The organism is Streptomyces sp. NPDC058157 (genome assembly GCF_042884105.1).
GTDB lineage: Bacteria > Actinomycetota > Actinomycetes > Streptomycetales > Streptomycetaceae > Streptomyces.
The window spans coordinates 1-20339 of sequence record NZ_JBHVUQ010000023.1; the positions used below are offsets into that span (position 1 = coordinate 1).

At 70.2% G+C, this 20339-nt stretch carries 27 protein-coding genes and 1 pseudogene; 11 read left to right on the forward strand and 17 right to left on the reverse strand.

The features are described 5' to 3' along the window. Window positions 1-162: 162 nt before the first annotated feature. A complete protein-coding gene (locus ACFVXK_RS08485) occupies window positions 163-342 on the forward strand; it encodes a hypothetical protein (protein ID WP_389610749.1) in 180 nt (59 codons plus the stop codon). Between the two features lie 575 nt (window positions 343-917). On the opposite strand, the pseudogene ACFVXK_RS08490 reads toward ACFVXK_RS08485, so the two are convergent. Continuing rightward, window positions 918-1591: pseudogene (locus tag ACFVXK_RS08490) on the reverse strand (transposase); the annotation flags it as partial. A 61-nt stretch (window positions 1592-1652) separates the two neighbouring features. After that, on the reverse strand, window positions 1653-2339 hold the full coding sequence (locus ACFVXK_RS08495) for an HAD family hydrolase (RefSeq protein WP_389610750.1): 687 nt from the start codon (window positions 2337-2339) through the stop codon (window positions 1653-1655). A 62-nt stretch (window positions 2340-2401) separates the two neighbouring features. On the opposite strand from ACFVXK_RS08495, the gene ACFVXK_RS08500 reads away from it, so the two are divergent. The 3 genes from ACFVXK_RS08500 (at window position 2402) to ACFVXK_RS08510 (ending at window position 3541) form a co-directional block, all read left to right on the forward strand. Then, window positions 2402-2623 (forward strand): hypothetical protein, encoded by a 222-nt coding sequence (locus ACFVXK_RS08500; RefSeq protein ID WP_389610751.1) that lies wholly within the window; start codon window positions 2402-2404, stop codon window positions 2621-2623. Between the two features lie 9 nt (window positions 2624-2632). Further along, window positions 2633-3118 (forward strand): hypothetical protein, encoded by a 486-nt coding sequence (locus tag ACFVXK_RS08505; protein ID WP_389610752.1) that lies wholly within the window; start codon window positions 2633-2635, stop codon window positions 3116-3118. Window positions 3119-3208: 90 nt separating this feature from the next. After that, window positions 3209-3541, forward strand: coding sequence for a hypothetical protein (locus ACFVXK_RS08510; RefSeq protein WP_389610753.1), 333 nt, complete (start codon window positions 3209-3211; stop codon window positions 3539-3541). Window positions 3542-3718: 177 nt separating this feature from the next. On the opposite strand, the gene ACFVXK_RS08515 is transcribed toward ACFVXK_RS08510, so the two are convergent. The 4 genes from ACFVXK_RS08515 to ACFVXK_RS08530 all read right to left on the reverse strand — a co-directional run bounded on the left by ACFVXK_RS08515 (window position 3719) and on the right by ACFVXK_RS08530 (window position 5700). Continuing rightward, window positions 3719-3904: a hypothetical protein gene (locus ACFVXK_RS08515; protein WP_389610754.1), complete on the reverse strand. Its 186-nt coding sequence runs from the start codon at window positions 3902-3904 to the stop codon at window positions 3719-3721. Between the two features lie 69 nt (window positions 3905-3973). Then, window positions 3974-4327, reverse strand: a complete 354-nt coding sequence (locus ACFVXK_RS08520; protein ID WP_389610755.1) for a hypothetical protein — start codon at window positions 4325-4327, stop codon at window positions 3974-3976. Window positions 4328-4570: 243 nt separating this feature from the next. Next, window positions 4571-4966 carry a VOC family protein gene (locus ACFVXK_RS08525; protein ID WP_389610756.1) on the reverse strand — a complete coding sequence of 132 codons (396 nt, stop codon included), beginning with the start codon at window positions 4964-4966 and terminating at the stop codon, window positions 4571-4573. A gap of 23 nt (window positions 4967-4989) precedes the next feature. After that, window positions 4990-5700 carry an NADPH-dependent F420 reductase gene (locus ACFVXK_RS08530; RefSeq protein WP_389610757.1) on the reverse strand — a complete coding sequence of 237 codons (711 nt, stop codon included), beginning with the start codon at window positions 5698-5700 and terminating at the stop codon, window positions 4990-4992. 90 nt (window positions 5701-5790) lie between these two features. Between ACFVXK_RS08530 and ACFVXK_RS08535 the strand changes: the two genes are divergently transcribed. Then, window positions 5791-6750 (forward strand): helix-turn-helix transcriptional regulator, encoded by a 960-nt coding sequence (locus tag ACFVXK_RS08535; RefSeq protein WP_389610758.1) that lies wholly within the window; start codon window positions 5791-5793, stop codon window positions 6748-6750. A 396-nt stretch (window positions 6751-7146) separates the two neighbouring features. On the opposite strand, the gene ACFVXK_RS08540 is transcribed toward ACFVXK_RS08535, so the two are convergent. Continuing rightward, window positions 7147-7722: a hypothetical protein gene (locus ACFVXK_RS08540; protein WP_389610759.1), complete on the reverse strand. Its 576-nt coding sequence runs from the start codon at window positions 7720-7722 to the stop codon at window positions 7147-7149. Between the two features lie 742 nt (window positions 7723-8464). Further along, window positions 8465-9745, reverse strand: coding sequence for an alcohol dehydrogenase catalytic domain-containing protein (locus tag ACFVXK_RS08545; RefSeq protein WP_389610760.1), 1281 nt, complete (start codon window positions 9743-9745; stop codon window positions 8465-8467). A 705-nt stretch (window positions 9746-10450) separates the two neighbouring features. On the opposite strand from ACFVXK_RS08545, the gene ACFVXK_RS08550 reads away from it, so the two are divergent. Beyond that, the gene (locus ACFVXK_RS08550; RefSeq protein WP_389610761.1) at window positions 10451-11071 is read left to right on the forward strand and encodes a DedA family protein; all 621 of its coding nucleotides are present in this window, start codon (window positions 10451-10453) and stop codon (window positions 11069-11071) included. An 18-nt stretch (window positions 11072-11089) separates the two neighbouring features. Here ACFVXK_RS08550 and ACFVXK_RS08555 read toward each other — a convergent pair whose 3' ends face one another. After that, the gene (locus ACFVXK_RS08555) at window positions 11090-11281 is read right to left on the reverse strand and encodes a hypothetical protein (protein ID WP_389610762.1); all 192 of its coding nucleotides are present in this window, start codon (window positions 11279-11281) and stop codon (window positions 11090-11092) included. Window positions 11282-11291: 10 nt separating this feature from the next. Between ACFVXK_RS08555 and ACFVXK_RS08560 the strand changes: the two genes are divergently transcribed. Further along, window positions 11292-11450 carry a DUF6233 domain-containing protein gene (locus ACFVXK_RS08560; protein ID WP_389610814.1) on the forward strand — a complete coding sequence of 53 codons (159 nt, stop codon included), beginning with the start codon at window positions 11292-11294 and terminating at the stop codon, window positions 11448-11450. Window positions 11451-12642: 1192 nt separating this feature from the next. On the opposite strand, the gene ACFVXK_RS08565 is transcribed toward ACFVXK_RS08560, so the two are convergent. Together ACFVXK_RS08565 and ACFVXK_RS08570 are read right to left on the reverse strand one after the other, a co-directional pair. Further along, on the reverse strand, window positions 12643-13557 hold the full coding sequence (locus ACFVXK_RS08565; protein WP_389610763.1) for a tyrosine-protein phosphatase: 915 nt from the start codon (window positions 13555-13557) through the stop codon (window positions 12643-12645). 304 nt (window positions 13558-13861) lie between these two features. After that, on the reverse strand, window positions 13862-14170 hold the full coding sequence (locus ACFVXK_RS08570) for a hypothetical protein (RefSeq protein ID WP_389610764.1): 309 nt from the start codon (window positions 14168-14170) through the stop codon (window positions 13862-13864). Window positions 14171-14434: 264 nt separating this feature from the next. Between ACFVXK_RS08570 and ACFVXK_RS08575 the strand changes: the two genes are divergently transcribed. Together ACFVXK_RS08575 and ACFVXK_RS08580 are read left to right on the forward strand one after the other, a co-directional pair. Next, window positions 14435-15886: a purine-cytosine permease family protein gene (locus tag ACFVXK_RS08575; protein WP_389610765.1), complete on the forward strand. Its 1452-nt coding sequence runs from the start codon at window positions 14435-14437 to the stop codon at window positions 15884-15886. Further along, the gene (locus ACFVXK_RS08580) at window positions 15883-16221 is read left to right on the forward strand and encodes a hypothetical protein (protein ID WP_389610766.1); all 339 of its coding nucleotides are present in this window, start codon (window positions 15883-15885) and stop codon (window positions 16219-16221) included. The genes ACFVXK_RS08575 and ACFVXK_RS08580 overlap by 4 nt, the downstream gene beginning before the upstream one ends. A 325-nt stretch (window positions 16222-16546) precedes the next feature. On the opposite strand, the gene rpsR is transcribed toward ACFVXK_RS08580, so the two are convergent. The 4 genes from rpsR to rpmG are packed head-to-tail and all read right to left on the reverse strand — an operon-like array spanning window position 16547 to window position 18435. Then, window positions 16547-16783, reverse strand: a complete 237-nt coding sequence (gene rpsR, locus ACFVXK_RS08585; RefSeq protein ID WP_389610767.1) for a 30S ribosomal protein S18 — start codon at window positions 16781-16783, stop codon at window positions 16547-16549. Window positions 16784-16823: 40 nt separating this feature from the next. Next, window positions 16824-17975, reverse strand: a complete 1152-nt coding sequence (locus ACFVXK_RS08590; RefSeq protein ID WP_389610768.1) for a CobW family GTP-binding protein — start codon at window positions 17973-17975, stop codon at window positions 16824-16826. Continuing rightward, window positions 17975-18220: a type B 50S ribosomal protein L31 gene (locus tag ACFVXK_RS08595; RefSeq protein ID WP_389610769.1), complete on the reverse strand. Its 246-nt coding sequence runs from the start codon at window positions 18218-18220 to the stop codon at window positions 17975-17977. Before ACFVXK_RS08595 ends, ACFVXK_RS08590 begins: the two co-directional genes overlap by 1 nt. Window positions 18221-18270: 50 nt before the next feature. Beyond that, window positions 18271-18435: a 50S ribosomal protein L33 gene (gene rpmG, locus ACFVXK_RS08600; RefSeq protein ID WP_389610770.1), complete on the reverse strand. Its 165-nt coding sequence runs from the start codon at window positions 18433-18435 to the stop codon at window positions 18271-18273. Window positions 18436-18508: 73 nt separating this feature from the next. Between rpmG and rpmB the strand changes: the two genes are divergently transcribed. Together rpmB and rpsN are read left to right on the forward strand one after the other, a co-directional pair. Beyond that, entirely contained in the window at window positions 18509-18745 is a 237-nt protein-coding gene (rpmB, locus tag ACFVXK_RS08605) for a 50S ribosomal protein L28 (RefSeq protein WP_389610771.1), read from the forward strand. Continuing rightward, window positions 18745-19050, forward strand: a complete 306-nt coding sequence (gene rpsN / locus ACFVXK_RS08610; protein WP_389610772.1) for a 30S ribosomal protein S14 — start codon at window positions 18745-18747, stop codon at window positions 19048-19050. Before rpmB ends, rpsN begins: the two co-directional genes overlap by 1 nt. 660 nt (window positions 19051-19710) lie before the next feature. Here rpsN and ACFVXK_RS08615 read toward each other — a convergent pair. After that, window positions 19711-19887 (reverse strand): hypothetical protein, encoded by a 177-nt coding sequence (locus ACFVXK_RS08615; protein ID WP_389610773.1) that lies wholly within the window; start codon window positions 19885-19887, stop codon window positions 19711-19713. A gap of 72 nt (window positions 19888-19959) precedes the next feature. Continuing rightward, complete coding sequence (locus ACFVXK_RS08620; RefSeq protein ID WP_389610774.1) at window positions 19960-20079, reverse strand: cold shock domain-containing protein; 120 nt, start codon at window positions 20077-20079, stop codon at window positions 19960-19962. Window positions 20080-20339 lie beyond the last annotated feature (260 nt).

Below are 20339 nucleotides of genomic sequence, written 5' to 3' on the forward strand. Positions count from 1 at the left end.
TATCACCCATGCACACCCCTACGGCTCGACCCCGTCCTCGACCACACGAACCTACTGGCCCTCGACCTTGACCAAACACATAGGGGCACCCCCCCGCAGGTGGTCCAGGCACCCGTCCCGACCAGCTGAAACCGTCTGGACGCCCCGGTCGGCCTCCTGGTCGTGGACGTCAGGCAGGTGTCGTTCGCCGACTCCAGCTTCCTCAACGCCTTGATCCGGCTGCTCCACATCCGCCCGCTGGCCCTGCAGGGCCCGCTCCCCCACCAGCTGCACCGGCTGATGGAGATGACCGGCGCGCTCTCCCTCTTCGACATCCGCGACCCCACCAGACCGGCACGCTGAACTTCGCGGGCCAGGCTCCTTCTCAGCCGACGAGGGTAGAGGTAGACAGCACGGACAACGTACAGATCTACACCTGCCCGACCTCCGCCGAGCACCCACACACCGACCTGATCCCATGAGCCGACCGGGCGCCCGCTGCGTTCCTGCCCCTCGCCTTCGGGTGTCCTTCCCGTCGACCCATCTCGGTTGTACTTTCCTCATTACGCACGTACTAAAAGCAATATGCAGCTTGCCACAAGGGTTTTTGTGTCCACATGTAACCAGCCCTCGGCCTGCACCCCCTTAACGACCTGGTACAGGCTTTTCATCATGGATTCACGATGTGTCGCACTGTAGGAATTGAGGCTGATTCCAGCTACGAAGGTCTCGTCACCCGCCTCATAGGCTTTTCTCGCATTCCGGACTATTTCACGTAAGGCCTGACGACTCATCGTCACAGTACGGTCCCTTCCCGCCCGGCGTCTGCACTTTCTATAGCAGGACAACACTCCATGTTTTGCCGTATCCACTCCCCGTGACGCTCCGGAGCCTACCGGCCGACCTTCGGACTTGAATTGGAAAAAAGTGACCTCTCGCGCGTGATGGACACCATTGACCTTGAGGCGACAGCCGCGGAGGATCTTCCAGGTCTTCATGCGGGCGAAGGCGTGCTCGACTCGGGCACGGACCTGCTTGTGTGAGCGGTTGTGCTCCTGCTTCCAGCCGGGGAGCTCCTCCTCCCTCGCCCTTGCTGCGCCGGTGGGGCATGACAAGCCCGGTTCCCGGATAGCCGCCATCGGCGATCGTCATCGTTCTTCCGACGGCGGCTTTGGCCCCGGATTGCTCCCACGCCTTGCAGTCGTTGCGGTTGCCCGGCAGGGCCGGCCGACCACGACGACCCGGCGGGTGTCGGCGTCAATGACAACCTGGTGGTTGGTGGAGTACCTGTAGTTCTTGGACTGCTCGGCGATCGCGTGGTCGCGGGTGGGGACCAAGGCGCCGTCCGCGATGAGGACGGCGTCTTTGGTGAAGCGGCGCCGGGGCTGGAGCGCCAGGAGCGGACCGAGGTGGTCGATGATGCGGTCGGCAGCGCACTTGGAGATACCGAACAGCGGTTCAAGCTGGCGCATCGTCAAATTCGTGCGCCGGTACGCCGTAACCAGTAGCTTCCTGTCCGCTAGCGGAAGGCTCCACGGCCTGCCTCGGCGGGTGGTACCGACCCCGCTCATCGCAGCGCCGTCACCAGTTTCGTGAACTGGCGCGGGCTCATCCCGGTGAAGGGGAGTATCCAAGACGACTCCGACGCCGTGATCACACCAGCCCCCGCAAGATCATTCCACCGTGGCTCCCCCCTTCGACCTGTGAGGCCGAGGTCCGGACGTGAAGGCGAGGATGTCATCGACTGCTTCGCGCAGGCTGCCGAAATGACGATGCACGCCCTCCACCGCCGCGGGAGTGTTGACACCCCACACCGTCATCCCGGCCCGCAGCCCGGACTGCACCCCGGAGGGGGCGTCCTCGATGACCAGACAGTCCTCCGGTTGGGCGCCAAGTTGCGCGGCTGCCTGCAGATACGGCACCGGCGACGGCTTGCCTTCCGCTACAGCGGCCGCATCCACGACAACCTTCGGGACCGGCAGGCCCGTTCGCGCGAAACGTCCACGTACCCGGTGCTCGTAGTTCGACGTCACCAGCGCCCAGGCCCCGGGCTGCAGGGCATTCAGCAGCTCCGAGGCACCATCGAAGGCCGCATACGTGCCGGAACGAACGTCCTCGTCCTCCAACTCATGCAGTGCGGCCAGGCACTCCCGGGGATCCCGGCCCGGGGCAACCTGCGTGAACGTCTCCATCGGCCTCGTCCGCAGCGCCACTCGGTAGACCTCATCAGGGTCCAGTCCATACCGCTCTGCCCAGGTACGCCAGACCAGGCGTTGGTTGTCCACGGCGTCGATCAACGTGCCATCGACGTCAAACAGGACGTACCGCATTGCGCCAAGCTGGTCGGGTTCACTGATCACGCCTAGATCATGCCATCAGGCTCTGAGCAGGAAGTTTGCGGGACAAGCCTTAGGGTGACCGGATGAAGCCGCGAAGGATGATCGAAATCCTGGCTCAGGGAGCCGAGCAGGAGATCCACGACCAGTCGTGGGTTGCGACCCCTACCGACCGCCTCGTCGCCGCGCAAGCAGCCGCCGACCTCGAGGCGGTCCTCCGCACACCGCACGCCCAGCAGGCCCAGCAGGCCCTGCCCGCGATCGAACGCCTGGAGCGGCTGCGGAAGCCCTCGCCGTCCTGGCCGTAGGCCTCTCCCGTGTCCACGGACGCCTGGCCTGATCCCTCGGCGCCGCCGTCACCGCCCGCGGGCATCGCCGGACACGGGCGAAGGCTCGACGTGGGGCCGTGTCGACGGGGTCGGTACCCTACGTATGTAGATCACCCCGCCGGGCAGTACTACAACCCGCACCTCACAGCGGACGAAGAGCGCGGCCTGTTGCGGAGGAACTACCTGCTCAACCAAACAGGTCAAGCGGCGTTGGGACTCATCGGGCCACACCTTCGCGGTATCGCGGTAGAGCCTCGACCGGACGCGATCGTCCTCCACTTCGCCATCACCGCACGCACTGCTGAGGTGGAAGAGGACCTCGACGACATCATCTTCGAGCTGGAGGGGTTCCTCGGCGGCGGACCCGAACAGCGTTCGGAGATCACAGCCGAGGTTCATGTCGGTCGGGCGGACGCTGCGTGGCCTGGCCGCCGGCACGCTCTGCTCTACCTCGCTAAGCCCGAAGCCGGGTGACCGAGGCCCAGGGCAGGATGAGTAGGAAGACCCCCTCCCCTGAGTACGCCCACGCATGCGAACCGGCGCCGGAGCCGGTTGGCTGTACCCGTGCACGAGACGACTCCCTCCCTGAGCGCCGAACGCCCGGCCGCGACCCCTGCCATCGACGTGGTGTTGATGTGGGCCACGACCTTGGCGGTGGCCCTGATCCCGGTGGCGTTCGTCTTCGGAGCTCTGGCCGGGATGGCTGCGGAGGTCCATCCTCAGACCGTGGCGGTCGTCACGGTCTGCTGGTTCGGGTCCTGGACAGCTACTCCCCTGCTCGCCGTGTTCTTCTGGCTGTGCAGGCGCCGCCCCACCCTGGCGCCGGTGGCCCGCTGGGCGGGGTGGGTCGCCCCCGTCCCCCCGGCGGTCACGATCCTGCTGGCCCTCGGCCTCTGAGCAGCGACCTCGCCGCCGGCGCGCATCGCCGCCCGCCGGTTCGTCAGCGAAGGCGGGCCGTCCCAGGGACTCCGCCGCGCGCCGGCTGGCCGGCGCCGCGGCGACAATTACCGGTGGTGGAGCGGGAACGGGCACCAGCGGGTGCAGTAGCACCCGATCAAGACCCGACGGCCTGGATCAGGGACAGCCGGGGACCCGCCGCAGACGGCGCAACAGGACCGTGCCCACCAGGCTCCCGCCGAGCACCGCGCACGGGCCCGCGCCGGGCGCCGTCAGCCGCGACACCGTGGCCCCCGCCAGAGCGGCCAGCGCGTCGGCGTCCACGTCGGCGGCCCAGCCGGACAACTCGTCCTCGCCGGCCACATCGTCGGCCAGGAGCAGGTGCGGGTCATCCAGGCGGACAGTGCGCGGCGCCGCCGGTCCCGACCAGCGTCAGGTAGGCGACCGTCGGCCCCACAGGAACGCCGATCTTGTCGTGGGCCCGGAGCCAGGTGACGAAGCGCGGGCCTCGAACTGCGGGTGGACGTCCGTACCCGCCACCGGGGCGGGGCAGTCGTCCGGTCGGCGGCGCCAGTTCACCACGGCGGCCCGACCCACCCCCTCGATCCGCGCCACCCCCGCCAACAACACCCGCTCCCCGCCCGGTGCGACGGATTCGAGGGTGGCGAGGGGGGAGCAGCGGCCCGCCGCGACCATGCGCACCGCCCGGCAGTCCTCCGCAGGGCGGACCACCTCCAGGAACGCGACGTCCTCGGCGGAGTTGAGCCGAAGCTCGGTTGTTGTCACCGGCTGAGCCGGTTGAGCTGGCGAAGGAGAACGAGCGAAGCAGCCCGGCTGTCACCAGTGTGACGCGCGGTTTGTCACAGATGCTCACTCGGCAGCTTCTCCGTCACCAGTAGCGAAGATCGGTCGGTGCCGACGTACTGGCCGGGCGGTCGAAGGGGCGCGGGACCGGCCGGCGGGCCGAGGCGCTCGGTGGCGGGTGATGCGCGACAGGGCCGTTTTCCGGGTAGGGAAGGAGGGATGAGGTCAGCACCTGGCGTGGATGCAGAAGGGCTGACCGGACGGGTCCAGAAGCACGGTCCAGTGCTTTCCGCCGGGCTGGTGGTCGGGCTTGGTGGCTCCCATTTCGACCAGTTGCTTCTCGGCTGCCTCGACGTCCTTGAACGTCAGGTCCATGTGGAAGGGCAGGTCCTGCTTGGGCCAGTCGGGGGCGGTGTGGGAGGGGGAGGTGTAGAAGAGGTACATGGCCCCGTTGACGTGGAGGGCGAAGGCGGTCTCGACGCCGTCCTCGCCCGGGAAGGTCTGGGTCACGGTGGTGCCCAGGGCGGTGGCGTAGAAGTCGGCGAGTTGCCTGCCGTCGGGCGCCCACATCGCGTGGCACATGATCTTGCCGGACAGGGGTGCGCGGGTGTGGCTGGTCATGGAGATGCTTCCTTACCGGTGGTTCAGCGGACGACTTTGATGCCGAAGTGGGTGCCGAAGCCGAGGGCGAAGCCGATGGCCGAGTGCATGTGGGCGTACATCTCCATGCCGCGGGCGGCGACCAGCGGGCCGAGGTCGAGAACGTCGCTCCAGCCGTACGCCTTGAGCAGGTCAAGGGCCTGCTGCTTGGCGTCGGCGTGCTCGCCGGCGATGAACATGGTGTGGTCACCGCCGCCGATGGCACCGGGGTTGACCACGGTGGTCTGCTCCTGGGTGACGAATGCCTTGACGACCTTGGTGTCGGGCAGGGCCCGCTGGATCTGTTCGGCGAGGCTGTCGCTGTCGCACGGGTCGAGCGTGGGCATCACGCCCCACGGGGTGGGCCACGGGTGCTCGATGTCAGGGTTGTAGAGGTACGGCACCGCGTAGTCGATGAGCGTCTTGCCCGCCAGCTGCCCGGCGATGGCGGACAGGGCGCTCACCGCGTTGTGGCCGTCGATGCCGCTGACGATCAGCTCCCCGCGGGCGGCGGCGTGACCGAAGCTGTGCAGTTCGACGCCCGGGTGCTCGGCCAGCCACGGGCCGAACGGCGGGGTGCCGACCATGTCCGGCTCGGTGCGGGCCAGCGTGGCCTTCGGGTTACGCGTACCGACGTGGACCTCGTGGCCCAGCTCGGCGAGCTTGGCGATGTGGGCGCGGGCCCCGCCACCGGTACCCAGAATGGCGATTTTCACTGAATCCTCCTGTTTTGATCGGGTGGACGGCTCCACAGTAGGAGGACTTCAGGACAGCAGGTGTCCTTTGACCCGTGCACAGTGGAATTCATGACGAGCGACATGACCGCCCGCGCGCTGCGGCTGTTGTCCCTGCTGCAGACCCGCCGCGAATGGTCGGGCGCCGACCTGGCCGAACGCCTCTCGGTCACCGTGCGCACGGTCCGCCGCGACGTCGACCGGCTACGCGAGATGGGCTACCCCGTCCACAGCTCCCGCGGGCACACCGGCGGCTACCGCCTGGCCCCCGGCGCGGACCTGCCGCCCCTCCTCCTCGACGACGAGGAAGCCGTTGCCATCGCCGTCGCCCTGCACACCGCCGCCGGCGGACTGACCGGGATCGAAGAAACCGCCCTGCGCGCCCTGGCCAAGCTCCAGCAGGTCATGCCCCGCCGCCTGCGCAGCCAGGTCACCGCCCTGGAAACCTCACTCGCCGGCATCACCTGGGACAGCCGCGGGCCACGCGCCGACCCCGCCCTCCTGGCAACCCTCGCCGTCGCCTGCCGCGACCACGAGATCCTCACCTTCGACTACACCACCCGCAACGGCACCACCACGCCGAGACGCGTCGAGCCGCACCACCCCGTCGCCTCAGGCGACCTCTGGTACCTCCTGGCCCACGACTCAGGCAAGAACGACTGGCGGATCTTCCGCCTGGACCGCCTCACCCACCCCACCACCACCGGCAGGCGCGTCCCCCCACGCGCGATCCCCGGCACCGACCCCGCCCGGTTCGTCGCGCACCGCATCTCGGCCGCCCCCACCCGCTACCGCGCCATCGCCACCGTCCACGCCTCCGCCGACCACATCCTCGCTCGCACCCGGGGCCTGGCCACCCGCATCCACCCCATCGACCAGACAACCTGCCGCGTCGACGCCTCCGCCGACCACCTGACCCACGTCGTGCAAACCCTGGCCAGCCTCGACACCGACTACACCCTCGATGCCGACCCCCACGTCCTCGACCACCTCCGCACCACCGCCCACCGCGCCCTGCAGGCCACGAAGTGAAGCCGACCATCAGCCACCCCGCGGCGGCGCCCATCGGACCGGCCGGCCACGCCGGCGTCACCCGCAGGCCGCCCAACCCCGACCGGAACCGCTCGGCCACGCGCACCTCCCCCGGCATCGCCGACGGCCCCGTGCCCGGCGCCGCCAACCGGACACACCCGACCCCCCGGCCGCCAGCTCGGCCAACGCGTCCACGTCGGCGTCGGTGGACCACCCCGACACCGAGTCCTCGCCCGCCGCGTCCTCGGCCAGCGACAACCACGGGTCGTCCAGGTGGAACCGGTGCGGGGCGCCACCGGGCCCGGCCGGCACTAGCGAGGCGGCCGTCGGCCCCACGGGACCGGTGTCAGCCGCAGGCCGGCCCCTGTTCCGGGACCCTGGCCTGGGGCCGGTCTGTCAGCCGAGGGTGACCTTGGCGTACCGGTACCAGGTCGTGCCGTTCTCGTCGCCCTTGTGCTGCCGGCCGACCATGATCTCGCCAGGGCCCGCCTTGGAGTAGCTGCTGCTCTCCTTCATGCCCTCGGTCCAGCGGTACGAGGTCAGCTCGACCGTCCGCCCCTCCCACGTCATGGCCGCGTTCGCGTGCCTGGTCTGGCCGTTCTCGTCACCGGAGTGGACCCGGCCGACCATGGCCTGGTCGGACGGCGCCGTGAACAGCGAGTCGCTCTCCCTCTGGGACCCCGTCCAAGTCGACCCCTCCACATTGACGATCTCGTTGTTGACGAGGATGAAGCCGCAGTAGTACGTGGTGTTGCCGTTCTCGTCACCGGAATGCGAACGGCCCAGCATGACCTGGTACTCCGGGCACTCCACGGGCGTCCCCGCCGACTCCTTCACCGTCTTGGTGTAGCCGTCGATGATGACGATGTTCGCCGCCGCGACGGCGTGCGCTTCAGCAGCGGGCAAGGACAGCGAGAGAGCGGTGAAAGCCAGGGCGGTGGCGGCAAAGCCGCGGAAAGAGTTCTTGATCACCACCCGGTGATACCGCCCCGACCACCGCCACAGCGGCCCCACAGCCGGCCACTCACCCCGCCGGCCGAGCGGATTCACCGCAGGAACGATGCGCCCACCTCCAGGCGGTCCGGCCGACCCGTCACACAAGGGCGGCGTCCACCCGTTGCGTCATCGCTCCGTGGCGCACCGACGAGACGTACGTGATCACGTTCACGAGCAGGACCGGCAACGGGGGGCGCGCTGGCGGCACGCCGGCCCGCAGGAACGAACATCCGCACGGCCAGCCCTAACAGGACGGCCGCACGTGCCCGCGAGCGCGGCGGGGAGCCACCGGACTGCCTCCGGGAAACCGGCGAACCCCTCGTTGGTCGGCCAGTGGCCGAGTTGACCCGTCCCGATCAGGACGAGCATGCCACTGATCTTCCTCCAGAGGCCCAGCGGCCCCGCCGGGCCCGGCCCGGGACCCGCCCCGGCCCGGCGGAAGAAGGCGGACAAGCCCGCGAGGGCGATGAGGACGACTCCGGGTTCGGTGCTCGCTGTCGGGTTGCGGACGGCTGCCTGGCGGACCGCCCACCTCGGAGCGGTCCAGGCAGGGCTGGTCGTGCCCACCTCACCGGCCACCGCGGCAGGCAGGGGACCCACGCCCTGCGCAGCGCCGAGAGGACCGGCGCGGTCGAAATGCGCCGACTATGAAACCCCCGTACCGTCCATGCCCAGCCGCCGCCTGACCACGGCACCGCGTACCACCGGCCTGCGGTGCTCAACGCTTGAGTGCCCGTTCCAGCTGCTGCTTGTTCATGTGGGAGCGGCCTTCGATGCCCTGTGCCTTCGCTTCTTGGCGCAGTTCCTGCAGTGTGTGGCGGGAGGATCCGTTCGTGTTCCGGCTGCTGCCGTTGGGGTGGAGGACGACCTTCGTCCAGCCGTCGTCTCGGTTGTCGAAGTGCTCGTACGCCGATGAGGCCTCGTCGAGGTCGAGTTCGTGGGAGACGAGGAAGCTCGGCTCGGCCCTGCCGCCGGCGATCAGGTCGCGCAGGGCGCGGTTGTAGCGCTTGACCGGCGCTTGGCCGGTGCCGATCCGCTGGCCTTTGAACCAGAGCATGCCGAAGTCCAGAGGTACCTTCCCCTGGGCTTCGAGCTCACCCTGTGCCTCGGCGCCGCCCGGGTCCTCGGGCAGGAACACACCGACCACGCCGATGCCACCGGTGAACCGGACCGAGTCGATGAGCCCGTTCATGGTCAGGGTCGCGTCCTCCTCGCCCTGCGGGTCGTGGGCCTGGTAGCCGACGCATTCGCAGCCGTTGTCCGCGCCAAGGCCCAGGGTCGCGTCCTTGACGACTTCGGCCGGGTCCTGCTCGGCGGTGTTGATGGCGATGGCGCCGATCTGTTCGGCGAGGCGGAGGCGGTCGGGCTGGTGGTCGGCGACCCAGACGCGGCCGGCGCCCTTGAGGAGTGCGGAGTAGGCGGCCATGAGGCCGACCGGGCCCGCTCCGTAGACGATCGTCTGGTCCCCGGGCTTGACGCCCGCCATTTCGGTGGCGTGGTAGCCGGTGGGGAAGATGTCGGCCAGCATCACGTAGTCGAGTTGCCGCTCGGCTGCGTCCTCGCCCAGGCGCAGGGCATTGAAGTCGCCGTACGGGACGCGCAGCAGCTCGGCCTGGCCGCCCTGGTACGGGCCCATCTCGGCGAAGCCGTAGGCGGCGCCGGCCATGTCCGGCTTGGGCTGCATGGTCAGGCAGTAGTTCGTGAGGCCCTGCTCGCACTGTTTGCAGAAGCCGCAGGCGATGTTGAAGGGGAGGACCACCCAGTCGCCGACCTGAACCTTGCTGACGGCCTTGCCGACCTCGACGACCTGTCCGAGGTTCTCGTGGCCGAGGGTCCGGCCCGTTTCGAAGGAGGTCCGGCCTTCGTACATGTGCAGGTCGGAGCCGCATATGTTGGTGGTGGTGATCTTCACCAGGATGTCGCTGGGGTGTTCGATCTTCGCATCGGGGACGTCCTTGACCGTCACCGTCCGCGGTCCTTCGTACACTGCCGCTTTCATGGTCCGTCCTTGCCGACGCCACCCTTCACCGGGCCGTCCACGGCCGTGGTGGCATCTGGGGTGTTGGCACGGCCGGCCATGCAACGACTCGACCGCGGGGCGACGCCCGGCTGCCGACGGCCGACCTCTCTTGTGACGCGTCTACCCCGTTCCCGTTCGTACACCACGTGGGGCCGTGCCGAATCGAGGATCCTCACGTACCGGCGATGCTCTGCCAGCCCGACCGGATGTCGGCCCGGAGGTGGCCGGTAGCCGCGAGGAGCGTGCCCTGCAGGGCGTGTGAGGCCGGGGAAGCTCCCGAACGGCGCTGGAGCGACATCGAGGCCCTCGTCGGAACGTCGACCGCCCGAGTGTGGCGCCTGTATCTCGCCGGCGCGTCGCTGGCCTTCTCCGAACGCTCCACGACCCACTGCCCCTAATCCGCCACGGCCGATACCCGCGTCGGGCGCGAGTCGGACCTGCCCGCCAAAGCGTGACACCACCCACGGTCACGCCCTGACCGCGCCGCCCAGCGCATCGGCGCTGGGCAGAGGCAGGCTGAGCTCTGGCTCCCAGGCCACCGGAGGCCATCGGGACTCCGTGTCGTTGGCCCGTGTCGGGCAGTTGCAGAACCGGGCGCGGGAGCGCCGTCGTCCTCGCCCTGCCCCGCCCCGCCCCGCCCCGCCGAGCGGCGTGCCGGTCAGGAGCGCGGCGTACAGTGCAGGTATGGCGCCGCCCCTGCCAGGCCCGCTGGCCCACCTCGCCCCGTTGCTCGGCCATTACGGGTACTGGGCCGTTGGTGTCGTGGTTTTCGTGGAGGACTTCGGCGTCCCCGCCCCGGGCGAGACGATCCTGATCGCCGCGGGGATCTATGCGGGGGCCGGCCGGCTGAACATCGTGGCCGTCGCCCTGATCGCTTTCGTCGCGGCCGTCGCCGGGGACAACGTCGGCTACCTGATCGGCCGCTCCGGTGGCCGGGCCTTCGTCCACCGATGGGGCCGCTACGTCTTCCTCACTCCCGAGCGCTTCCACAAGGCGGAGCTGTTCTTCAGACGTCACGGCGGCGGAATCGTCATGGTGGCCCGGTTCATCGAGGGGCTGCGCCAGGCCAACGGCATCATCGCCGGGACCAGCGGCATGCCCTGGCTCCGCTTCCTCGCCTTCAACACGCTCGGCGCCGCACTGTGGGTGGGCCTGTGGGCGACGCTGGCCTACGTCGCCGGCACCCACATCACCACCCTCTACGACGAGATCACCCGCTACCAGCTCTATGCGCTCATCGCGTTCGGCGTCCTTGCCGCGGCGCTCATCGCCCGGCGTGTGCTGAAGCGGCGACACCAGAACTGACGAGGCATGCGCGGCCGTTCAGAACCTCGTCCGCACCTGGGCGACGGACGACGCCGAGCACCGGTGCAGGAACGCCGCCACCGGAAGGAACCCGGTCAGCACGGCGAAGCCGAGCGTGGTGATCAGCCCGGTGCCGGCGCCGATCGGCGCCGCCGCCAGGAGGATGCCGGTCAGCCCCGGCAGCATCGCCCGGAGTGGCTGATCGCGCACGGGATCGGCACTGGCCGGCCCCCGGCGCGGGTCCACACCGGCGCCTGCGGGGACACCCGCACCCACTGCAAGGCGGCCCACCGCCGATACCGCCCGGCGGGCCCTCGCCGAAGGCATTCCCGCCTGCCCTCAATGCCGCCCGGACACCGCACTGGGCACGCTCGAATGACCGCCGGCCCGCACGGTGGAGACATGAGCCCCGTCCTACCGCCGGGTGTTACCTGCGGCTGCTCGTACGAGGTCGAATCCCCCTTCGCATACCCCATGTTATTGGTCCCGTGCGAAAACTCGCTGCGGTTGTTCAGACATCCGCCAGCTAGCCCGCGCTATCGCCCACGCGCTACTTCGATGGATTATCGGGTACTGCGCCTTGCTCACCCTTGGACTCGCAGCGCTCCTGATAGCCGTCATGGGCCCTGATGGAATGCCACTTATCGCAATGACGCCATTGACTTCGGCATCTCTGGCTGCAGGTTGGATCTGGCTCAAATCCGCTGACTGTTGATCCCCACCGCTCGAATACCGAGGCCGCGGCTTCGTAAAACTCGCGGGACCAAACACGAAGCCGCCGTCCAAGCTCATTCGGGGCTTGGACGGCGGATTGTCGCGTGGCTACCGGGCGGCGCTGTCGAACCGGTGCTGCGCGAGCTGTTGTTCAACGGCAGCCAGCTGGGCGGAGAGCCAGGGGCCGGCCGCCTTCAGGTCGCTGTCCGCCGCTTTTGCGAAACCGTGCGTCAGTTGCGTCAAGGCCTGCTGTGCCGCGTTCGCGTCCTGCGCCCGTACGGCCGCTTCGCAGGCCTCGACGGCGGCCGGAAACCGCCTATGTCCGTCCGAATGCCATCCGCGCACCCTAGCCGACGGCTCGCGGTCGCCCCTGCGCCTCGGTCGGCCTCACCAGGGGGCGTGCGTGGATCCATTGTTTCGCCGATCACGGGCGCTGAGGCATGGAGCATGGTTCTCGCCCTGGCGACGGACGACGATGGCGTGGTGCGGTCAGTGCCCACGGTGGGCGGTCCTTCGCCGTTGATACGCGCTCGGGGACGGTGCGGCCCGGCTCGCCGACGTTTCCCGGAACGGAGCGGAGCAAAGGAGGTCTGGCGGTGGTATGACCAGCCGGACCTCCTGCCGCCGGAGCTGGTGGCGGCCGGTCTTGTCCAGCGCCAACGGCCCAGGAACACCGGGGGCAGTGGAGAGCCGCGCTGCCGCCCCCCGCTCGGGGCCGATGCACTCCTGCGCAAGGCCCCCACCCCCGGCGAGCCGGCCGGCGGAGGCGTCCTGCGTTCGGCGTGATGGCCCACGCCGTCCCGCGCGCCGCTCCCGCAAGAGGGCGAAACGGGGCCTCCTTCCTCACGACTGCTGCATCAGGAAACGGTGCGGGAGCGCAGCTTCAGCAGGTCCGACGCGCTCAGGCCGAGGCCGTCGGTGAGGAAGTCGCCGAAGCTGCCGTACGAGGTCACGGCCTGGTCCCGGAACGCGGTGAGGTAGCTGGAGCGGACCTCTTGGAGCGGGATCAGCAGGTCGGGGTTCTGCATGTACCCGGCGGCCTTGACCTGGTCGCGGAGGGCCTTGTCGGTCGCGGCGCGGAGCTGGTTCGACAGGAGGTAGTCCTGCTCGGAGGTCGAGGCCGGCACCCCGACCGCGCGGAGGATCGTGTCCGCGAGGACGCCGGTGCGGTCCTTGCCCGAGGAGCAGTGGAACCCGATCGGCTTCGTCGAGTTGGCGACGTTCTTGATCGCGGCTCCCAGTGCGGCCCGGTTCGCCGGGTTCGTCACGAACCCCTTGTAGAGGGCGGTCATGCGCGCCTCGGCGGCTCCGTTGCCGAGCTGCGCCTCCTGGTACGCCGGGTCGCCGGAGCGGACGACCTGTCCGATGAAGGCGAAGAGGTTGGTGTCGTCGACCGGGAGGGAGGTCGAGGTGACCCCGGCCGGGAGCTTGTCGAGACCGTCGGCGGAGCGCTCGGCGCCGACGCGCAGGTCGATCACGTTGCCGAGGCCGAGGCCGGCGAGCGCGGTGGTGCCGTCGGCGGGGATCTTCGCGAGGCTCTCGGAGCGGTAGACGGTGCCCCACTTCGTGCTCTTGCCGTCGTAGGTGGTGTAGCCGCCGAGGTCACGGAAGTTGACGGTACCGGGGACGGCGACGACGCGGCTGGGGGCCACGGTGCGGGACGCGGCCTGTGCGGGCGCGGTGGTCGCGGCGTGGGCGGTCATGGGAGCCAGCGTGGCGGCGAGGGCCAGGGAGACGGCGGACGCGCTGATGACACGGGAAATGGATCTCACGCGAGTGGTCCTTCCTTGGACGAAGGCGGGGACGGTAGCGCGTGGATCCTCAGATCTGAAGATGTTACTCAGGTGATCAACTGACGAACAGTCAGCGTCGCTGGTGTGGCAATCCGTGCCAGATCGGCTCGCGGCGCCATGCGTCAGCCCGTTCCGGGGGGCACGGGGCGGTACGGACAGCCGGGTGGGGTCCCTCGCGCTCGCCGCCCACGCCCGCCAGGTCAGGGAAGAGGCCGTCGGTTCACGGGATCCCGGCGGCTTCGAGCCCGTGCGCGAGGTGGTCGCGCACGGGCGCCGTGAGCCGTCAGGCCCGGTGCCGGAGCCAGAGGTTCACCCGCTGGACGCCGTTCCCGAAGTACCCCGGTGCGCAGTAGTAGTACTCCTCGGCATCCCGGGGAAGCACGCGGTCGAGACGCACGTTGCCTTCGTACTTCCCCTTGTTGCACCCGTTCCAGTTGCCGGCGCTGTCGCCCGTGTCGTAGGTGCGCACCAAGTCGTTGACGTAGGTGACGTTGGCCGCCGCGAAGGCCGTACCGGTGCCCGCGGTGAGTGCTCCGGTGGCCGCGGCTCCCGCCAGCAGGAGGGCCGCCGATGCCCGAGTGACGCGCTTCATGAAACAGAATCTCCTTCTTCGTGGACATCGCTCCGGAGCCTCGCCCGCGGAGCAGCTCCACTGTGCCGTCGCGGTCACCCGGTTGGCATCAGTCATTTGACTGCCGTCCGCGGTCTCGCTCAGCCGGCCCGGCCGGACGGCGCCACCCTCCCACCCGAGGCATTGACTGAGTTTTCAGTCAGGTCTAGGTTGGCGCCGCCCCGTGATCGAGGAATCCGGGGCAGCCAGGGGGCCGCCGTCGCCCCGCACACAGAAGGCCACCACATGCGCAATGACGCCTTGAGCGCCGGGCACCACGTACGTCCGGCAGGCATCGAACAGCACTCGATCGACTGGGTGCCGCTGGAGGAGCGGCACGGGAAGCCGTCGAGCATGGGCGCGATCTGGTTCGTGGGCAGTCTCAACCTCACCGGTCTGGCGACCGGGGTCGTGACGCTCTCGATGGGGGCCTCACTCGTGTGGACGGTGGTCGCCACCGTGCTGGGCTCGCTCTTCGGTACCTTCTTCATGGCGTTCCACGCGGCCCAGGGGCCCCAGCTGGGACTTCCCCAACTGGTTCAGTCACGGCCGCAGTTCGGATATCTCGGGGCCGCGCTCACGGTGTGGATGTTCGCCCTGGTCAACTACGTGGCCTTCAACACCTCGGACGCCCTGCTGTCCGGCCAGGCCATGAACACGCTCTTCGGGATCCCCAACGCGGCCGGCTACCTGATCGCCGCGGTGGTCGCGGCCGTGATCGCCCTGTTCGGCTACGACTGGATCCACCGGTTGAACAGGTGGCTCACCTGGCCCTTCGTCGTGGTCACCGCGGCGGTCACCGCGGCGGCCCTCTTCGGCGGGGGGCTGCCGGCCGGTGTCTGGCAGGCCGGGCCGTTCGAACCCGCGCCGTTCATGCTGGTGTTCGTCTTCGTCGCGGGGTTCCAGCTGGGCTGGGCGCCGTACGTCTCGGACTACTCGCGCTACCTCAGGCCCGACGTCTCCGTCCGCAGCACCTTCTGGTGGACCTACCTGCCCAGCGCGGTCTCGGGGCTGTGGGTGTTCGTCCTCGGTGCCGTCGTCTCGGCCGGCGCCCCCGAGGGCACCGACCCGGTGACCGCGCTGAAGCTCGCCGCCGACCGGCTGTTCAGCGGATTCGGCACGGTCGCGGTGGTGGTGCTGCTGGTCGGGCTGCTGTCCATCATGGCGATCAACCAGTACGGCGGCAGCCTCACCATGATCTCGATCGTCGATTCGTTCCGGCCGGTCAAGCCGACCCGGAGCATCCGCGTGGCGACGATCGGGATCATGCTCGTCGCCGTCGGCGCGGTCTCCACCCTCGTCGGGATCGACCGGTTCAACTGGTTCTTCTCCAACGTGGTGGTCGTGCTGACGTACCTCTTCATTCCCTGGACGGCCATCAACCTGGTCGACTTCTTCCTCGTGCGGCGCGGCCAGTACGTCGTCCGGGAGATCTTCAACCCGGACGGCATCTACGGCCGGTGGGGCTGGCGCGGAAACCTCGCCTACGTGATCGGTCTGGCGTGCATGGCCCCGTTCATGGTGATCACCGGCCTCTACGTCGGGCCCGCAGCCGACCTCCTCGGCGGCGTCGACTGCTCGATCCTCGTCGGCCTGCCGGTGGCCGGCGTCCTCTACCGGGCCTTCGCGCGCGGCCTCGACCTGGACACCGAGCGCCGGATGGTCCGGGAGGAGGGACTGCTGGCCGAACTCCATTGAGAGGTCTTGCTCGGTGGGCCGTCGCGCGGGGCCGGATCGCAGGGAAGATCACCGCCCGCGACCACACCACCGGCTTCGCCTTCTCCGCCTTCGTCGCGATCGTGTCCTCGTTCGTCTCGCTGCGGCACGTACTGCCGCGCATCAACGACGACGGCTACGGCTCGGCCGCGCTGGGCCTGCACACCTACACCTGGGCCTGGATCACCTTCACCATCGCCGCCCCGGTCTCCGTCGCCGCCGTCATCCACGCCCGCGAACTCGCCCCCGGTACCGTCACCTTCGCCCTGCCCTCGCGGATCACCACGACAAGAGAGCGATTCCCGTGCGGCGACTGATCGACCTCCTCCGGACCGCACCCTGCGCGGCGGCCTCAAGCTCCGGATCCTCGCCACCATCGGCATCGCCCTCGGCGACACCCTGCCCGCCCGGCAGGCCGCCGGACTCCATTTGCCGGGCTGCGCACCCATGCTCGTCATGGCCCTGGCCGGGCGGCTGCCGTACGGCTCCTGCGCCGACCCGCACCCACGCCCCGGCCGGAACCCGGAAGGCCGACCGCCGCTGCACCGCCGCGCGGGCGCGGCCTTCCGGCAGCGCGTCCGCGATCCGGTCGGCGAGCCTGTCCACGGCGGGAAGGCCGTTCAGGGTCCGGTGTGCGAGCTCCTACCTGCCGGCGTACGGCAGCAGGGCCATCTCGCGGGCGTTCTTGACGGCGGCGGCGAGCTTGCGCTGCTGCTGGGCGGTGACGCGGGTGACGCGCCGGCTGCGGATCTTGCCGCGGTCGGAGACGAACGTGCGCAGCAGGTCGGTGTCCTTGTAGTCGATGTACGTGATCTCGGCCTTGTCGAGCGGGTTCGGACGGGACTTCACGGGCTTGCGGGCGTCCTGGCGGCGTGCCATGAGGGTTCTCCTTTGGTAGTGGGGGAAATCGGGCCGGGTGTCAGGCGGGGTCCAGGAGGGAGTCGAAGGCGGCGGGAAGGTGTTTCCAGCCGTCCCGGCCCGCCTCGTACTCGGCGTCGGTGAGCAGACAGGACTCCAGGAGCCGTTCGAGTCCGTCACGGTCGAGGCCGGGCGAGGTGAAGACCAGGTGTTGGCAGCAGTCGCCGTGTTCGGGGTGCCAGTCCAGGGCTGCGGCGGCCCGGCGCACCGGCGGGACCATCTCCCAGGCCGCGTCGGGCAGTGACGCCAGCCAGGGGCCGGCGTTCTCCACGCACAGCGCTCCGCCCGCGGCGTCCCACGCGAGCAGGGTGTCGGGGCGGTCGGCGAGCCAGAATCTGCCACGGCTGCGGGCTGCCGCACAGCACAGGTCCTCCAGCGCCTCGTACAGGCGCTGGGGGTGGAAGGGACGTCGGCGATGCCAGACCAGCGTGGTGACACCGGCGTCGTCTGCGTCCTGGGGCAGCAGCGCGCAAGCGGGATGCTGCGCCGCCGCGGCGGCCTCGACGTCGAAGCCCGCGAAGGCCGCCTCGGCGAGTTCGCCCGAATCGGCCGCCACCTTGCGGGCGGTGGGGTGCAACTGGTGGAGCAGCGCGCGGTCCTCGTCGTCGGCCTCCTCGCTGTCGGCGAGGGCGAGGACGGGCGCGTACTCCAGCTGACGGGCCCAGGTGTCCCCCACCGTCCGCCGGTCGGTCGGCGCCGCGGCCAGGCCGGCTTCGGCGAGGTCGTCGCCGTTGGCGAGGTACGGCAGCACGAGTGCGGGGTCCACGGCGGTGATCACATTGGTGAGGACGACGTCCTCTCCGCCGTGCGCGGCGATGACCTCCGCCATCGCCTTCGGCTCGACCGAGTCCCACAGCTCGACCACGGCGAGCCGGGTCAGGCCGGCTCCGGCCAACCGCTCCAACTCGGGGACCAGGTCCTCGCGCAGTGCGCAGCAGGCGCAGTCGTTGACCAGCGGGGTGCCGTCCTGGGAGAGGAGCCCGGTGGCGTCGCGGATCAGTCGGCGGACGGTGCCGTCCGCCGCGCCGGTCAATTCGTGATGGAGGGCGACGCTGCCGGGGACCGCCCGCAGGAGCCGGTCCACCACCTCCCTGCGCGCATCGGCGTGGATCCCGGCAACGATGACGACGGGCAGTCGGGGGTCCCGCGCCATCAGCGGGCCCCGTAGCGGCGCTCGAAGCGTTCGACGCGGCCGGCGGTGTCCATGACGCGGGCGGTGCCGGTGTAGAAGGGGTGGCTCGCGGAGGAGATCTCCACGTCCACGACCGGGTACGTCCGGCCGTCCTCCCACTCGATCGTCTTCGGGCTGGTCATGGTGGAGCGGGTGAGGAACGCGGTGCCGCTCGCGCTGTCGCGGAAGACGACGGGGCCGTAGGCGGGGTGGATGCCGGGCTTCATGGGCTGGTCCTTTGCGGGGGTGGGGGTGGGGGCGGGGGCAGGGGGTGGGGTCAGCGCTCTTCGCGGAAGTCGACGTGCCGGCGGGCGACGGGGTCGTACTTGCGCAGCACCAGCCGGTCGGGGTCGTTGCGCCGGTTCTTGCGGGTGACGTAGGTGAAGCCGGTCCCCGAGGTGGAGCGCAGCTTGATGACCGGGCGGATGTCGTTGCGTGCCATGGCGCTACTATATTGGCAATGGTTTCCATTTCCAATACAGGGATGGCCGCAGCGAGAGGCAGGTAACACATCCATGTCCGCCCACTGCCAACTGGCCGGCGCCACACCGGCCTTCGGCAACAACATCTCCCACTCCCACCGGCGCACCTCGCGCCGCTTCGACCCCAACGTCCAGCACAAGCGCTACTGGCTGCCGAGTGAGGGCCGCCACGTCCGCCTGACCCTGAGCGCCAGGGCGATCAAGACGGTGGACAGGATCGGCGTCGAAGCGGCCGTGGCCCGTATCCGCGCACGAGGAGGCAGGGTCTGATGGCGAAGAAGAGCAAGATCGCGCAGAACGAGAAGCGCAAGGCGACCGTCGAGCGCCACGCCGCGAGGCGGGCCGAACTGAAGGAGATCGTCCGCCGCCCCTCGTCCACCGCGGAGGAACGCGGGACCGCTCTGGCGGAACTGCGCAGGCAGCCGCGCGACGCGAGCGCCACCCGCGTCCGCAACCGAGACGGCGTCGACGGCCGCCCCCGCGGCTACCTGCGCAGGTTCGGCCTCTCCCGGGTGCGGACCAGGCAGCAGGCGCACGCCGGTTACCTCCCCGGCGTGACGAAGTCCTCCTGGTGATCCCGCCCCGCTGACACAGCGGGATCCCGGAGGGGGCGGCCCGGAACGGTCCGGCGGCATCCGAGCGGCGAGATGCCGCCGGACTCGATGAGGAGGTGGCCGTAGCGGCCCTCATGGGCGAGGCGGTCTGCGATCAGCAGCTCTGCACGTGCCCTCTGGGTCGCCAACGGCAACCCGGTCCCCCGCCGCCGCCTTCGAAAGCACCGGCAGCCGCCGCACCGAACCGGCCCGCACGGCGCGCCTGCCGACGCAGTGACCCGACGGAGGACTCCGGGCCGGTCACGCCGGCCGGTGGCCTCGCAGCGGCGGTACCCGATGCGGGGCCACCGCTGCCGGCCTCCGGTCTCGCCTCCCCCGTGGGCGGGCGGGACCGGGGACCTCGGTGTGGACCTGGCGCGCACCGGCCGCACGTCCGAGTACGCCGCGAGCGGGACGCGCGGGAGGGCGATGGGGCTCGGGCCGCACGGACGGGTGGGCGGGCCGGCGGCGCAAGAAGGGCAGCGTCGTCCTCGACGGACCGGCGGCCGACGCCACAGTGGGCCGGCAGGTCCCGCTCCAGGGCCCGGCTGTGACCGGCCCGGGCGTCCGGGGGCGCGGGCCCGTTGGGCTTTCCATCGTCGCCCCATGACGGGGCCCGTCGTGGAGGCCGCACCCCGGCCTTCAGTGGCGGCCCTCCCTCCCCTCGCCTTCCGTGTCCGGGGCGGTCCTCCCCCTGCTGTAGTTCACGATCGCCTGGAGGCCACGCGCCTGGGCCTTCTTGGCGTCCTCGGCCCTCGTGGCGTCCGACTTGGGCCTCGCCTCGGCGGCCTCAGCCGCCTTGCGGTTCCTCTTGCTCATACCCGCTCCCTCCAGGGGCGAGAGCCCGCTTCGCGGGCCCCACCCGCGACACTGGCCGGCCTGGGGTGGCCATCAGGCTGCGGGCCCCTCGATCTCGGAGAAGCGGACGAGCTCGTCCGGCCCCTTCTCCTGCTCGATGAACCCGAAGCCCTTCTTCACGTTGAACCACCCCACCGCCTTGCGCCACCGCACACTACGGACGGGTGTGGCGGTGCGCGACCGACCGGGAATGGGCGACCTGCCTGCCCGGCCTCCCCCGCCGCCTGTGCCGAGGCGGCCGGGTCCGGGCAGCGCCGCGCATCGCCGTACGCCGTCGGGACCGGCTCGGCGGGCCCCGCCCCGCCCCCGGGGCCCCGGCCCGGGCCCCCGCCCCCCCCGCAGCGCCCCCCCATTCCCCCCCCCCCCGGCGGGGGGGGACCCACCGCCGCCCCCCCCCCCCGGCCCAGAACACC

What these genes read in the sequence shown, in the direction of transcription:
- ACFVXK_RS08500 (WP_389610751.1), top strand. Translation starts at nt 2,402, where the DNA reads ATGAAGCCGCGAAGGATGATCGAAATCCTGGCTCAGGGAGCCGAGCAG.
- ACFVXK_RS08525 (WP_389610756.1), bottom strand. Translation starts at nt 4,966, where the DNA reads ATGACCAGCCACACCCGCGCACCCCTGTCCGGCAAGATCATGTGCCAC.
- ACFVXK_RS08535 (WP_389610758.1), top strand. Translation starts at nt 5,791, where the DNA reads ATGACGAGCGACATGACCGCCCGCGCGCTGCGGCTGTTGTCCCTGCTG.
- ACFVXK_RS08545 (WP_389610760.1), bottom strand. Translation starts at nt 9,745, where the DNA reads ATGAAAGCGGCAGTGTACGAAGGACCGCGGACGGTGACGGTCAAGGAC.
- ACFVXK_RS08550 (WP_389610761.1), top strand. Translation starts at nt 10,451, where the DNA reads ATGGCGCCGCCCCTGCCAGGCCCGCTGGCCCACCTCGCCCCGTTGCTC.
- ACFVXK_RS08570 (WP_389610764.1), bottom strand. Translation starts at nt 14,170, where the DNA reads ATGAAGCGCGTCACTCGGGCATCGGCGGCCCTCCTGCTGGCGGGAGCC.
- ACFVXK_RS08575 (WP_389610765.1), top strand. Translation starts at nt 14,435, where the DNA reads ATGCGCAATGACGCCTTGAGCGCCGGGCACCACGTACGTCCGGCAGGC.
- rpsR (WP_389610767.1), bottom strand. Translation starts at nt 16,783, where the DNA reads ATGGCACGCCGCCAGGACGCCCGCAAGCCCGTGAAGTCCCGTCCGAAC.
- ACFVXK_RS08590 (WP_389610768.1), bottom strand. Translation starts at nt 17,975, where the DNA reads ATGGCGCGGGACCCCCGACTGCCCGTCGTCATCGTTGCCGGGATCCAC.
- ACFVXK_RS08595 (WP_389610769.1), bottom strand. Translation starts at nt 18,220, where the DNA reads ATGAAGCCCGGCATCCACCCCGCCTACGGCCCCGTCGTCTTCCGCGAC.
- rpmG (WP_389610770.1), bottom strand. Translation starts at nt 18,435, where the DNA reads ATGGCACGCAACGACATCCGCCCGGTCATCAAGCTGCGCTCCACCTCG.
- rpmB (WP_389610771.1), top strand. Translation starts at nt 18,509, where the DNA reads ATGTCCGCCCACTGCCAACTGGCCGGCGCCACACCGGCCTTCGGCAAC.
- rpsN (WP_389610772.1), top strand. Translation starts at nt 18,745, where the DNA reads ATGGCGAAGAAGAGCAAGATCGCGCAGAACGAGAAGCGCAAGGCGACC.
- ACFVXK_RS08615 (WP_389610773.1), bottom strand. Translation starts at nt 19,887, where the DNA reads ATGAGCAAGAGGAACCGCAAGGCGGCTGAGGCCGCCGAGGCGAGGCCC.